The following is a 13,460-nucleotide window of genomic DNA, read 5'->3' as shown; positions in this document are numbered from 1 at the left end:
AAGCTGACAGCAGCCTGAAGACAGCTCAACTCCTGTTTCAGGCGGGCGTCAGTCAGGCCGCACATTGATGTCGGGACAAGACAGGCGGAGTATCATGCGAATCCTGCTGATTGAGGACGACACCACTCTCGGCGCCGCGGTGCGAGACCAGATCGCTGCCGACGGTCATTCCGTCGACTGGGTGATACGCCTCGATACCGCGCGCGATGCGCTGGCCGGCGCCGCCTTCGACCTTGTCCTCCTGGATCTGATGCTGCCGGACGGGCTGGGCCTTCCCTTCCTAAAATCGCTCCGCGGGAGGGGCGATGTCACGCCGGTGATCATCCTCACCGCGCTGGACCAGGTGTCAGACCGCATCGGTGGCCTCAATGCCGGGGCTGACGATTACCTTGTGAAACCCTTTGACCTGGCAGAGCTCTCGGCCCGCATCGGCTCCGTCGCCCGGCGTTACACCGGGAACCCCAATCCGGTCATCACGCATGGCCCCCTCGAGATTGACCGCGCGGCGCGCAGCGTGAGGCGCAACGGCAAGCCTGTGGCACTCACGGCGCGCGAATGGGCGCTGTTTGATGCCTTCATGGCAAGGCCGGGCCAGCTCCTCTCGAAATCGCAGCTTGAGGAGAAGCTCTATGCCTTCAATTCGGAGGTCGAAAGCAACACCATTGAAGTGCACATCAGCCGTTTGCGCAAGAAACTCGGCACTGAGGTGATCGACACAGAGCGCGGCCTCGGCTACCGGCTGGGCTCGCCGTGAGAAGGCCCTTGAGCCTGCAGGCGCGGCTTGGCATTTCGCTGGGCCTGCTGCTCACCCTTTTGTGGATCGCCGCTGCCTCGGTCACCGCTCTCGTGCTGCGCCAGGAAATCAACCACGTCTTCGACTCGGCCCTGCAGGAATCCGCGCAACGCCTGTTGCCACTCGCCGTGATGGACATCGTCGACCGCGAGGATGACGGCGTCACCCAGCGTCTCGGCGCACTGCGCGAGCATGATGAATACATCACCTATGTGGTGCGCGATCCTTCGGGACGCGTCCTGCTGCAATCCCATCGTGCGGATCCTCCGGCGTTTCCGCCCTATGACGGCGCAGGCTTCCGCCAGACCGAAGCCTACCGTATATACAATGACGATGCGCTGAAGGGCTCGGTCCGCATTTCGGTCGCCGAGCCGATGAGCCACCGCGCAATGGTGCTGCGCGAGATCATCCTCGCCCTCGGGCTGCCTCTGCTGCTGGTCATACCCATCACACTCATCGTCATCGTGCTGGCGGTGCGTGCCAGTCTCGCACCGCTGCGGCGTTTCACAGCAAGGCTGTCGGCTCGCGGCGGCCGCGATCTCTCCGCCGTCTCTGCAGACGACCTGCCCGCAGAGATTGCCCCGGTGGCGGCGACGCTCAACGGCGTTCTCGCCCGCCTGAATGCCGCCTTTGAGGCCGAGCGCAGCTTTGCCTCCCATGCCGCACACGAGTTGCGCACGCCGCTTGCAGGCGCCATCGCCCAGGCGCAGCGCCTCCGCGGCGAGACCCGGGATCACGCCGCCGCGTCGCGAGCTACCGATATCGAAGCGACGCTGAAACGCCTGACCCGCCTCGCCGAACGGCTGATGCAACTGGCGCGGGCCGAAGGCGGACGGCTCCGGCTTGATGCTCCAGGGGACCTGCGCCCCGCGGCGGCAATCGTGGTGGAGGATACGGCGCGCAACTCCGCTCCGGGCCGCGTCGACCTCGATGTTCCGGACAAGCCCGTGCTCTCAGACCTCGACCCCGATGCCTTCGGTATTGTGCTCCGCAACCTGATTGAGAACGCCTTGCGGCACGGTGCGGAGGATGGCCCCATCGCCGTCACCCTCGCGGCAGACGGAACGCTGAGGGTCATCAATGACGGGCAGGTGGTTCCACCAGAAACACTCTCGCGCCTCTCCGCGCGCTTTGAGCGCGGCGGCGCAGGCAATGAGGGCAGTGGCCTCGGTCTCGCCATTGTTGCGGCCATCGCCGAGCGATTCGGTACCAAACTCACATTGCGCTCCCCCGCCACCGGAAGCGATCGCGGCTTCGAAGCCGAAGTCAGATTTGGTCGCGCCCCATTTCTGGCAGCAAGTTGATCTGTTTCCGAAGAGCGCGGCGCGTAGAAACTCAGTTCTGACACTCGCCTTATCAGTTCCCGCCCAGATCTAGGCCCATGAACGGGATCTCCGCCTCGTCTCTCGTTCAAGGTGAGAGCGCTCTTTAAAGGTAAGCTTCGATATCGGACGGGGCGGTATTACTTGGGTCACGCAACCGCCATAACCTTGCATCGAGAGATCAGATTATGGGTAAGTCATGTGGCGAGAGCGCCCATTTCTCTAGCGCATGAGCAAGAATTATATTAATGTTTTGGCGATTAAGAAACTCAGAGGTCGCCCATGTTCACATTGCTCAAGCGGATTTCTGTCATTGGATCAGTCCTGCTGGCTTTGGCCGCGTTTGCGCCCTCTGACATCTCCTTAACCACTGAAGCATCCGCAAATGTTTCTGCCCAGCGCAGCCGGCAGTGCTCACAAGAGGCTCGCCGCTATGCCGACCGCAATACCAGGCGCACAACGGCAAGGGGCGCGGCGGGCGGAGCTGCCATTGGAGCAGTTGCTAGCCAAAGCCGCCGCAACACAGGGCGGAATGCAGGGCGAGGTGCGCTTATCGGGGGCGGCGCGGGGCTTTTTGCATCCACCAATCGCTGGAACGTGTATTATAATTATTCTTACCGCAACTGTGTGAGACGGTAGTCACACTCTCTGCTGGGTGGCTGTTATCCCGATAAGATATTGGACGCTCGCAGTGGCCACGACTTTCGCAGGAGTAGGTGAAACACTGATCGGCTGAGGTGACGTTGTTCATGTGCCCTAGGGTCGATTTGCAGGGCTGGAGCTGCCCTGGGGTTTAACGCCGAACAGGATCGGGCCCGTGCATCGCGATTGAAGGTGTTGAACCAAGTGGTGCGTCAAGTCATGTCGTCGCCGGAGTGCATCTGTGCTTTCCGGGCGTAGGGGAGATACCCAGCAGGGAGACGGGTTTTCCCAACAACCTCTCTAGTCTCCCAGATCTGCGCCCATGAACGGTCTCCACCTCGTCTCTTGTCCAGAAGGTCACTGCTAAGACCCCCGAAACGGCGGCGTTATGCGGCCTCCACGCCGAAGGAAAGAAAAAACCGGCTGAAAAAGACTGGGTGGTGGTGGGTCCAGTCCTCTGCGAACCCGTCTCCGTGCGGTTACAGGGAATTAACAGGGAATTTCGCCAGAATTGGCGCCTGCGAAGAGTTGATCAGCGCATATCCTCCCGTGAATTTAATAGTTTACGGGTAAATTCCCTGTTCTGCGGAACAGGGAATGGAATCGCCCGCACCAGGGAATTCTGCGCATCCGAACAGAGATCCCATCTGGCGCAGTCAGACAACGCGCTCCCCGCGGCCCACTGTGGCAGAAACGCCATAGATGTGGTGTTTCTGTTCACAGTTCACACAATCTGTTGCGCACCGCAGCGAGCACCTGTAGAACAATGCACGAACATCTGCCGACTCGCCAGGACCGGCAGAGCAGACAACACCTGGCAGGGGGAAGGAGTGCAACGCTGTTGAGAAGGAATAACGGGCCATGTCCCACGGTCTTGAGATTGAATACCTGCCCCTCGGGGCTTTGAAGCCCTACCAGCGCAACGCGCGCACCCACAGCCGCAAGCAGGTTCGGCAGATAGCCAACTCCATCGAGGAGTTCGGCTTCACCAATCCGCTGATCATCGATGGCGGCAACATGATCCTCGCGGGGCATGGGCGCCTCGAAGCCGCCAAGGTCCTGGGGCTGAGCGAAGTACCCTGCGTCCGCCTCGACACCATGACACCAGCTCAGAAGCGGGCCTATGTCCTTGCTGACAACAAGCTGGCGCTCAATGCCGGATGGGACGAAGAGCTCCTCGGCCAGGAACTGAAGGCGCTGCTGCTGGAGGATCCGGGCTTCGACATCGATCTCACGGGCTTTGCCATTGGCGATGTCGACGGCCTGATCGACGGACTGGCCGTCGAGGAACCGGCATCTCCCAGAGATGAGGAACTGCCGGCGCTGATGGAAGGACCTCCGGTGACGCGTCCGGGCGATGTTTGGCTGCTGGGGCGACACCGTCTGATTTGTGGGGATTCCCTCTCACCTGAGGTGGTCGCTGACCTGATGGCCGGCGAGAAGGCGCAGATGGTGTTCACCGATCCACCCTACAATGTGCCGATCGAGGGTCATGTCTCAGGGCTCGGACGCGTGAAACACCGCGAGTTCGCCATGGCCTCGGGCGAGATGACCAGGGACCAGTTCACCGGCTTCCTGGCGAGGGCCTTCGGCAATCTCGCCGACCATAGCGTCGACGGTGCCATCCACTTCGTGTGCATGGACTGGCGGCATATCGGCGAAGTGCTGGCCGCCGGAGAGAATGTCTACGCCGAGCTCAAGAACCTGATCGCCTGGGACAAGGGTACAGGTGGCATGGGGAGCTTCTACCGCTCGCGTCATGAGCTGATCTTCGCCTTCAAGAAGGGCTCGGCACCCCACATCAACAGCTTCGAGCTCGGCCAGCATGGCCGCTACCGCACCAATGTCTGGTGCTACAAGGGTATGAACAGCTTCGGGTCGGGACGCATGGACGAGATCCAGCTGCATCCGACGGTGAAGCCTGTCGCCTTGATTGCCGATGCCATCAAGGACGTCTCCCAGCGCGGCGGCATCGTGCTCGATCTGTTCGGGGGCTCCGGCTCGACCCTGATTGCCGCCCACAAGACCGGGAGGCGCGGGTATCTGTGCGAACTCGATCCCGTCTACTGCGACCGGATCATCCGGCGCTGGCAGGCCTATGCCAAGGATGATGCCATTCTGCTGACGACAGGGCAAAGTTTCGAAGAGACGGGTGATATCAGGCACAGTCCGGAAGTACAATCAGGTCCGATACGAGAGGTGATCGTCACTACAACTTCACCGGCCCCGGAAACCGTCTCCCAGCCAACCGCCGCAAACCTGGACAGTGTCGAGGACCATCTCGTTTGCTGGCTGCCGCCATTCCACCCGGTGCTTTCACGGCCGGACAACGCCGCCGACCTCCCTCCCCTTCAGGCAGCGGAGTGACGGCACATGAGCGGATCACCCCCCGAGAATACCAAAAGACGCCTCGGGCTCACGCCTCCTCGGACCTATGAGGTCGGATACGCCAGGCCACCTTCACGCACGCAGTTCCAGCCTGGGCAATCCGGTAACCCCAAAGGCCGGCCAAGGGGCTCCAGGAATGTCCGGCCGTCCCTCTCCGAAGACCGTATGAAGTCTCTGATCCTCGATGAGGCCTATCGAACCATCGCCGTCGTCGAGAAGGGTCGCCGCGTCACGGTCTCCATGGCAACGGCGGTTCTCCGGGCGGTTGCGATGAATGCGGCCAAGGGCAACAACCGGGCTGCCACGTTGTTCACCACGCTGGTGAGCAAAACAGAGGCCGAAAACAGGAAACTGGCAACGGAAGCCTTCGGGTCGGCTCTCGACTACAAGATCGCCTGGAACAAGGAACTCGAGCGCCGAAAGAGGCTTGGCCTCAGCCTGCCGGCCCCGGTGCCACACCCCGATGACATCATCCTCGACGCCCGCCGCATGACGTTCAGAATTGCCGGCCCGCTGACCCACGAGGAAGTTCCCCGCTACAGGCTCGGAGCAGAACTAATTCTGGCCTATAAGGAAGCCAATGCCGAACTCAAGGAAAGAGCGGCATCCTTGCCCGAGGGGCCTGACCGGGAGCAACTTCAACGAACCATCGAGGCCCATGACCGGCACATTGCCGAATTGACGCCTCACTATGGACCACGCAGCGAGCGGCTGAAGGAACCACTGGTGCGGGAGATCGAGGAACTCGTTGGAGAGCCACTTGAGCTAGCGGATTCGAATGAAGAGTGAACTCGCGTGCTACCGGCATCAGTTGATATCGACGCCGTCTTGGTCGGGGTCCCAGGTATCGGGCGAGAGGTAACGTCCGAGATTGGGTCCTGGTATCTGGCGTGGAGGTAGATGAGTCCTGTTTCTGGGTCGAAGCGCTCGTTGATGTAGCCTTACCAGTGAGGACGGAGGACCCGTTGGTGGTGAGGGGCTGGCCATAGGGGGCGTAGTCGGCTTTGGTGGCAGCGGCGCCCATGCGGATCGAGAGTTGGCATTATCAACAGAGTTCGGGACATCCCCGGGCGGAGGCCGTCCACCCCATCAGGTTAATTGAACGCTACTCAATTCACGATCGCAAAGTGACGCTAAACGAAGATTTCCAACTAAAAGCAGCCTGTCGCTGAGGGAAATAGAAGAAGATACAGCGGCAACCTCCTCGGCCGTTTGCCCTGCCGCACAATCTTTCAGATCTTCATCTCGGAAAAACACTCCATTTATATTACAACCGAGCGCACTCGCAATCAATGGGATGATGTTATCACCCGTGTATCTCGCACTGGCGAGACCCAAGGAGTATCGTCGACCATTTGAAAGAATATCCGCACCTAAGAGAACCATTTCTTTGCCTTTGACGGTGGCTGAGTCGAGCAGCTCCACCGAAAGCGGCTGAGGATTTCCTTCAAACTTGAATTCGATGGGCTCCGAAACGCTGAAGTGGCACTTAGTCCCTTGGCGATGAGCACTCAAGACAATCTCCTATTGATTGAGCGATTTTGACCAGTCGTCATGGATATGGACCGGTTGATTGGAGTAGTATTCTGTTCCTCCGCCAGGTTGTGAGGTGGCCAAGATTGTAGAAGCCGCTGCGCCCCTCGTCATAGCTGTTGGTGGTGGTCTCGTTGCCGGAGGAGGTGGTGACGGTTTTGGTCAGGAGCCGCGACAGGGCATCATGGGTGAGGCCCGACTGCTGGCTCTTGGCATCGGTCTGCGTAATGAGCCGGGAGGCATTGTCGTAGCCGTAGCTCCAGGTTCCGAGATCGGGGTCCGTGACGCTGACCCGCCGGCCGAGGCCATCACAGCTGTAGGTCCACTGGTTGGTGGCGGGATCAATACCGCGCCAGCCTACGAGCCGCTTCTCAGTTCCTCTGTGTTCTGAGCCAAATGATACAGCTTGTCGTTGCCCTCTCCTAAGTATCTGCTCTCTATTCGACGAATTGAGCCATTCGCTAGCTCCTTTGCCAATGTTGTCTCCACTGCACGGAGGTCTTGATAGTCAGGGTAAAGGTGAGAGAACTGCTTGGCGTATCTCCACAATCGCCAGGCGTCGAACCCCACCTCATGTTGGTTAGCAAATTCAAAATCGATATCATGGTCAGTGTACTCAACTCCACAACCAAACCCGTGTATTTGATATAAAACTCCGTCCGCCAGCTTGCCAGTTTGAGGGATTACGCCTTCTCTCCACGCGCGAATGAGATCTTTTCGCCCAAACTTTTTTTCGAAAAGGGCGAGGCATCTCTCAACGGCCGTCAGATAGTCTAGTATCAATTCCCTGATTGGCATCACTATCTCCTTGGCCGATTCAAGCGGTTTGGCCCCACGCGTCGGGACGCATCTACCACCTCGTCAACGGACTGCCAGCCACGCGATCCGGTCGGAAACGCTGTCGAATCACTGACTTGGACGTTCACCGAAGTGGCTGTGCGCGAAGCGGCAGCCGCTCTGTGATGGCCATCGACGATAACGATCCGTTCTTCACTTCGGATGAACGCAATCTTTACTCGTTCGCCTTCCTTCTCCCCATTATGCTTTAGTCCGCTATTGCATGAGGGGAATTGCTGTTGAGGGCATGCATAATCAGTTCAAGAAGATAACCTAGAAAGAGCTGAAGATCTGCCGATACGCCCCCGCGCTGGCGTTGGCGCCGACGCCGCCCATGCATTAACATTCAGTCCGGACCATTCGTTGGGGGCCGATCAGAACACAATTCTCCGACTATGCACCTGCATGCAGATTCTAACACTAAAGCTAACAAACATCCGAAATCGATATTCAGAACATTCTACAATACATAAACACGGGCGCTAACCCGATTTCCCTCGAGAAGGTCAAAGTAGGTTCCCGATTGCAGCACTTCGCTCGGACCCTCCTCGAATAGGAATTCCGCAGTTCCAGTACAAGTATTCGACGATGCATCGGCAGACGGATCAAATTTTATCACGATACTCCAGTCCTGGTTCTCTAGCATTTCTTCCTTACCGTAAAACTTGGCAACAGTGATATACTGGCCTGAGGTTGGTCGCCGTGCCATCTTGTAGTCGGCCCATTGCAGTTTTATTGGTACTCTTTTCATTTGTCTAATACCCTCAGTTGTCTCACGAGAAACTCTCGAATGGCAAGCCAACATACAACTAGGTTATGCTTTCATCGAAATGAGAATAGAAGATTGGGCACGACCGTACAAAGAGAGCCCTCAGGCTCCGCAGCACCCGATGGTCATTGCTTGCTCAGGCGGCTGCGTTCTGCAAACTCGAATGGCGTCAGCCAGCCGAGCCTTGAGTGGGGTCTGTGGGTGTTGTAGTCATCCCCGGCGTCGACATCAACCGCTAGGCCTATGTCCTCGATGGTCCCAGCAATGGCAGTGATGCCAATGGGCATTCTTATGAAGACTCCCATGATTGATTTTGGGTAACGCTCAGAGCTGGGCGGGGGCGAAAAGAATGACAACTCCCCAGGATCCAGCAACAAGTCCTCGGGGACCGCTAGCCAGAATACGGAGAGCCCAAGCACCGGGTGCAAAAGGCGGGCGGAGATAGCAAAGGATAAGGAGGTGAAAGTCTCTTGCTTAGATGGTTGCCCTCTGGAGGCAGCAGCGGCGGGCTGGAGCGTCTCTCGCGGGTGCGAGGCAATTGCGAACGGCATCTTGACCGGTGCTGCCGCTATAGCCGCGAAGCTTGGATACGATCGCAAGATGTCTTCGGATAAACCCAAGGAATCTAACAAAACCATATCTCCAGGTGGGCAGCCGATCTCGGGTGACCCGAATGATGACGAGCCTGGCAACAGCAGTAAAAAAAATCCGACACTGACGCAAGAGATGTCAAGAGACTTGATTCCAAGAGACTAGACCAGGCGGCAAAGAGAAATGGCTCCAGCGACATTCATGATCCTGAGGAAGGTAGATGAGGCCTGTTTCTGGGTCGAAGCGCTCGTTGATGTAGGCCTTGCCGGTGAGGACGGAGGAGCCATTGGTGGTGAGGGGCTGTCCGTAGGGTGCGTAGTCGGCTTTGGTGGTGGCGCCGCCCATGCGGATCAAGAGGCGGTTCGACGCGAGGTGGTCCTTGAGGAGGAAGTCGGCGGCGGTGCCCTCGCGCTTCACGTCCGGGTGGAGGTATGAGGTCAGGAGTCTCTGAGGGGTTGCGGCATCGAAGGCGACTTCGGCATCGGCGCCTAAGAAGTAGCGGGTCTGGCCGAGAAAGCTCTTGCCGGTGCGTTCACTGTCGGGACCATAGTCGAAGCTGGCGGTATTGCCGTTCTGGGTGACGGAGATGGGGCAGTTCTCTCGGTCATAGGTGATGGTTCTCGGCTGGATGGGCCCCGCACTGCCATCGGGATCATAGGAGAGCGTATTGCCATTGGCATCATAGGTGACGGCAGTGCTGCATATCGAGGTGGGGGCGTGGGGGTGATGCGCCGCGACGGTTGGTCTGACAGACCCTCCATTCAATCAAATCGTTACACGGGGGCCGACAAACGGCACTGGCACCCGGAACCCAAGGCTCCGGAAACTGGAAAGAAAGAACAGATCTTTGCAAACTAACTTTTACCGCTATACTTACACAATGCCCCTCTACCCCAAGATACGTCTGTCCTGCCTACGTGAAATCGGTTGGAAGCTCTGGGATCCGATCGGATTGGCGATTGACGGTAGTTCGCCCCACGAGGGATGCGCGGATGAATATGATGGCTACCTGCTCCAGGTCGCCAGCATGATCGGACGGGGTGAACCGGTGGATGAAGCCACTGCCTACCTTACGGGAATTGCATCTGAGCGCATGGGAATATCGGTTGTAGACGCCGACGCAGCATCGGCAACTGCCCAAGCTATCGCCGGCTACGTCAAATCGCTACAAGCCAAAGGAGAAGACCGATGAGAGTTTATTTCCCTGAAGAGCTGGGCGAACTTGGCCTCGTTCACACTGAGCTGTCTAATCTTCTGCCAGATAGCGTCGATCCATGGTTGTTGAAGGCGACCGAGGTAGATCCCTTTGCGTACTTCAACGTGGAGACAAGCTGACCTGCCCCTGAAGATTTCCTCCAGATAGATTTAGAGTCCGGCCCAGAAAAGCCCGACGGATCGACACACCCCATTCACTGCAAACCTTGTTCACCAGCCGGCGCTTGCGGACAGGACTCAGAGTTTTCGGCGCAGGACATCCTGCAGCATCGCTTTGTCGAGGCAGAGATCGGCCACCAGCTTCTTCAGCTTAGCGTTCTCATCCTCGAGCTGCTTCAGCCGCCGCATCTCGTCGGGGAGCAGCCCATCGTACTTCTTCTTCCAGTTGAAGTAAGTCGCCTCAGAAATCCCCGCCTTCCGGCAGATCTCGGCGACCGGGTGACCGTCCGCGCCTTGCTTCAGGATGAACGCCTTCTGGGCGTCCTTGAATTTTGATGCCTTCATAGTCTTCCACTCCTCCCAGCCAGGGATGGTGCAGCGGAAAACTCCAGTTAAAATGCTCCAGTTTCCTGGGGGCAGAGCATTCTGGGCCGGACTCTAACTCTATCTGGAGAAAATCTTCAGGGGCAGGTCGATTACGTTGTGCCTAAAGCCACACCCAATAGAATAATCCCATCAGGTCACGGTGAAAGTATCCGGAAGCGGAATGGCCTCACGAAAGCCCTTGATCCAGTCGGTCAGGACTAACTCAATGCAACCGTCGGTCAGACCCACCCGCTACCGCGAAACGGCTGCTCGCAATGGCGTGAAACGCGTGCCCACGATCACGTGAAATCGCCGCCCGAGATCCGCGAGATCCTCGAAATTCGCACAGTATGGAGCATACAATTATTCTATTTCGAAGAGCTCACTGTAAATCTTTATGACACTGGCGGTCGATGCCGTCTCAATTCTAAAGCACTTGACAGACCTCAAGTCTGCCCCGCTTTGCGACCACTGCTGGCAGATCGTGCTCAAATGCGGATCCTGCAGTAGTATTGATGCAGACAAGATAGTCTCTCTGGCAATGACTCCGAAATTCATTTCGGCAATCAACGCATAGCAATTGTAGAAGGTAATTACAGAGTTTTCGGCATTGGGCCAAACAATGCTCATTGTCACTCTATCGTGCGTCCCAGGAATGCGCCGATCGATTGTTAGCTCGCGCAATTCCGCATCGTGCCACGGCAAAGAAATGAAATCGCTCGTACTGGTCAAAAGCCTGGATCCTTATCGTTTAGACGAGGGCTGAAGTGACGGCCACTCCCGTTCAAATGGTAGTGAGAATAGTTGGGGCCCTTGGTGCCGGGTGTGGTAGGGGGATCAATTCTCAACCGTTCCTTGAACTTTCCATCAATGAACTTTCCGTAACTCCCTGAACGGAACGGATTCTGGAAATAGTCCTTGGGAATTTGATACTTCGCTCCAGGTGGTGGTGCAACGCCAGTTTTAATAACAGAAATGACTTCATCGATTTTTTCACCCCTGGCCTTGCAACTGTCCCCACAGAACTTCCCAAAGCCGATCCTATCATTATCCGGATAGCCGGTTCGATGTCTCGTCCTTGCTTGTTCCAGTAACTCGACGGCGGCCCAATTATATCGAGCGGAGCGGTGTGCAAGAGATCCACGTTGGTACCAAACTGGGTCGCCATTCCAACGCCGACAGTATGTGCGAGGTCGACCGCTCCCTGTGCGATGCTCTGAAGAATGCCCTTTGCGAACTCACTCCAGACTTCACCAGAGATCGTATGGTGAATGTCGGGTAGATTGCCTTTCGACGGATCCTGTGTATTCTGGGATACCGTTTTGCTTGTATCTGATGGGTTGCTCTTTGTCTCAGAGTTGTCCCGCTTGCTACCCTCTGCGCCATTGATATCCTCTGGGCTTGACGGTCTTTAACGCAGACCGTCTGAGCTATAGACTACAGAGCAAATGCATGAGGTGATTGCCAAAACGCCGATGAGGTCATCGGAATTTTCGGATGCCAGCTGTGCGGGGATAATTAGGGTCGTCCTACATGGCAGGCTGTCTAGCAAATCTTGAGAGGTAGTATCCTATCCATGAGCGTGAGCGACATTGACACGATTGATTTCGCCAGCCTGGATCCACAATCAGGCAATTTTGTATTAACAATTGCTGACCACTTGAACTGGGATAATCCGCATGAACATCTGGTCCTCCTGCAAAGCAAGTTGAACGCTTATCTACGTTTCATTGAAGGCGGTGAGATATACGAACACTGGCCTTCGGCGTTGGACCGACCACTCTTGTTTCAAGTGATAGGAAAATATCCGCTAACTGAAGAGGCGGACCTCTTTTATCGGCAGGCTTCACGGGCAATTGCAAAGGCCGGCTTCAGGCTTTCATTTGAAACTCTAGAGAATGATAGCTCGTGAGATGGAAAGCAGAAGGTGGGGCCTCGCAGTATGGAAGGGTAGTAGAAATAATCGATTTTAATTCCTGAACAATCTTGATATCCTCGAACCGCGCGAGCGCTATTTGGACTGCCGGGTACACGTGATCCCGGTTTTTGCCCCGATTCCGTGACCGAAAAGTAACTAGAAATAGCTTCAGCTCTCTGTTCGACGTTTAGCGATTACCAAGCGTCCAGTTTAGACGGCAAAAGATATTTAACTGTAGATGGTGACAACTTTCCCACACCCTTTGATGCATCAAAGACATGCCCTAATGCCGGCGCCGAATAACGCTCGAAAGTGCCATGTCGATCACTCCATGATCCCCCGGTCAAAACGCCAGGGGAAGGGCAGAACATGGGTCACTTCTCAGTGGAAACTTGTGCTCCTCCCGGGTCAAGCCAGAATGCCGTTCGCCGAGGTCAGGGAGGCGCGGGACCGGGCAGGCGTCATTCACGCGCCACCGAAAGTGGATAGAAATTTTCGTCATCGTCACCCCCGTTCATCTTCAAGCTAAAATTACAGTCCCAATGTTTTTTAACCTTCGTACAACGGATTGGATTCAACGGTGTCAGCGCGTGCCTTCGTTGCAGTGTCATGGGACTTGTCGCTGGTACCGGTTGTTTCGTGTTTTAATCACTCACCGGCCCCTAGCCCGGCGGTTATCCGGCATGGCATCTTTCCCGGCACCATTGCCGAGGCGCATGCTGATGAAGTCCTGAGCCTGATGCCCTTGGGGCGCCCCTTCGACGGCTTCGTGGAGCACAGCAAGCGGGTGCACCCATCCTATTCGTCCATATTAGTAAGCGATACAGTCACAAGTCGTCGCAACGGAGGTTCCTCGAAGTAAAACACTGCACCATTGCCAAAAACTAATACGGTGTCTCCGTCATCCTCAGAACGATTCCCAAATTT

9 protein-coding genes and 1 pseudogene are annotated in these 13,460 nt (G+C 56.9%); 6 read left to right on the top strand and 4 right to left on the bottom strand.

Features of this window, described 5'->3' with window-relative positions; translation table 11 throughout:
• Positions 1 to 94 precede the first annotated feature (94 nt).
• From ACO06F_RS20305 to ACO06F_RS20290, 4 genes are all read left to right on the top strand, one after another.
• Entirely contained in the window at positions 95 to 754 is a 660-nt protein-coding gene (locus tag ACO06F_RS20305; RefSeq protein ID WP_421694518.1) for a response regulator transcription factor, read from the top strand.
• On the top strand, positions 751 to 2,097 hold the full coding sequence (locus ACO06F_RS20300; RefSeq protein ID WP_421694517.1) for an ATP-binding protein: 1,347 nt from the start codon (positions 751 to 753) through the stop codon (positions 2,095 to 2,097). Before ACO06F_RS20305 ends, ACO06F_RS20300 begins: the two co-directional genes overlap by 4 nt.
• A gap of 1,521 nt (positions 2,098 to 3,618) precedes the next feature.
• On the top strand, positions 3,619 to 5,124 hold the full coding sequence (locus tag ACO06F_RS20295; protein ID WP_421694516.1) for a site-specific DNA-methyltransferase: 1,506 nt from the start codon (positions 3,619 to 3,621) through the stop codon (positions 5,122 to 5,124).
• 6 nt (positions 5,125 to 5,130) lie between these two features.
• Positions 5,131 to 5,934 carry a DUF5681 domain-containing protein gene (locus tag ACO06F_RS20290; protein ID WP_421694515.1) on the top strand — a complete coding sequence of 268 codons (804 nt, stop codon included), beginning with the start codon at positions 5,131 to 5,133 and terminating at the stop codon, positions 5,932 to 5,934.
• Positions 5,935 to 6,234: 300 nt separating this feature from the next.
• Here ACO06F_RS20290 and ACO06F_RS20285 read toward each other — a convergent pair whose 3' ends face one another.
• The 3 genes from ACO06F_RS20285 to ACO06F_RS20275 all read right to left on the bottom strand — a co-directional run bounded on the left by ACO06F_RS20285 (position 6,235) and on the right by ACO06F_RS20275 (position 9,640).
• Positions 6,235 to 6,660 (bottom strand): hypothetical protein, encoded by a 426-nt coding sequence (locus ACO06F_RS20285; protein WP_421694514.1) that lies wholly within the window; start codon positions 6,658 to 6,660, stop codon positions 6,235 to 6,237.
• 375 nt (positions 6,661 to 7,035) lie between these two features.
• On the bottom strand, positions 7,036 to 7,476 hold the full coding sequence (locus ACO06F_RS20280) for a DUF6896 domain-containing protein (protein ID WP_421694513.1): 441 nt from the start codon (positions 7,474 to 7,476) through the stop codon (positions 7,036 to 7,038).
• A 1,537-nt stretch (positions 7,477 to 9,013) separates the two neighbouring features.
• On the bottom strand, positions 9,014 to 9,640 hold the full coding sequence (locus ACO06F_RS20275) for a hypothetical protein (protein WP_421694512.1): 627 nt from the start codon (positions 9,638 to 9,640) through the stop codon (positions 9,014 to 9,016).
• A gap of 423 nt (positions 9,641 to 10,063) precedes the next feature.
• Here ACO06F_RS20275 and ACO06F_RS20270 point away from each other — a divergent pair, with 423 nt between their 5' ends.
• A complete protein-coding gene (locus ACO06F_RS20270) occupies positions 10,064 to 10,210 on the top strand; it encodes a hypothetical protein (RefSeq protein WP_421696745.1) in 147 nt (48 codons plus the stop codon).
• 49 nt (positions 10,211 to 10,259) lie between these two features.
• Here ACO06F_RS20270 and ACO06F_RS20265 read toward each other — a convergent pair.
• A pseudogene (locus ACO06F_RS20265) lies at positions 10,260 to 10,594 on the bottom strand (transposase); the annotation flags it as partial.
• 1,597 nt (positions 10,595 to 12,191) lie between these two features.
• Here ACO06F_RS20265 and ACO06F_RS20260 point away from each other — a divergent pair.
• Positions 12,192 to 12,527, top strand: a complete 336-nt coding sequence (locus ACO06F_RS20260; RefSeq protein WP_421694511.1) for a DUF6572 domain-containing protein — start codon at positions 12,192 to 12,194, stop codon at positions 12,525 to 12,527.
• Positions 12,528 to 13,460 lie beyond the last annotated feature (933 nt).

The organism is Aestuariivirga sp. (assembly GCF_965227715.1).
Taxonomy (GTDB): Bacteria; Pseudomonadota; Alphaproteobacteria; order Rhizobiales; family Aestuariivirgaceae; genus Aestuariivirga.
This window is presented reverse-complemented; position numbering and strand designations above follow the sequence as displayed.

Excerpts from the sequence above, each read along its gene's own strand:
- ACO06F_RS20305 (WP_421694518.1), top strand. The coding sequence starts at position 95 with ATGCGAATCCTGCTGATTGAGGACGACACCACTCTCGGCGCCGCGGTG.
- ACO06F_RS20295 (WP_421694516.1), top strand. The coding sequence starts at position 3,619 with ATGTCCCACGGTCTTGAGATTGAATACCTGCCCCTCGGGGCTTTGAAG.
- ACO06F_RS20290 (WP_421694515.1), top strand. The coding sequence starts at position 5,131 with ATGAGCGGATCACCCCCCGAGAATACCAAAAGACGCCTCGGGCTCACG.
- ACO06F_RS20280 (WP_421694513.1), bottom strand. The coding sequence starts at position 7,476 with ATGCCAATCAGGGAATTGATACTAGACTATCTGACGGCCGTTGAGAGA.
- ACO06F_RS20270 (WP_421696745.1), top strand. The coding sequence starts at position 10,064 with ATGAGAGTTTATTTCCCTGAAGAGCTGGGCGAACTTGGCCTCGTTCAC.
- ACO06F_RS20260 (WP_421694511.1), top strand. The coding sequence starts at position 12,192 with ATGAGCGTGAGCGACATTGACACGATTGATTTCGCCAGCCTGGATCCA.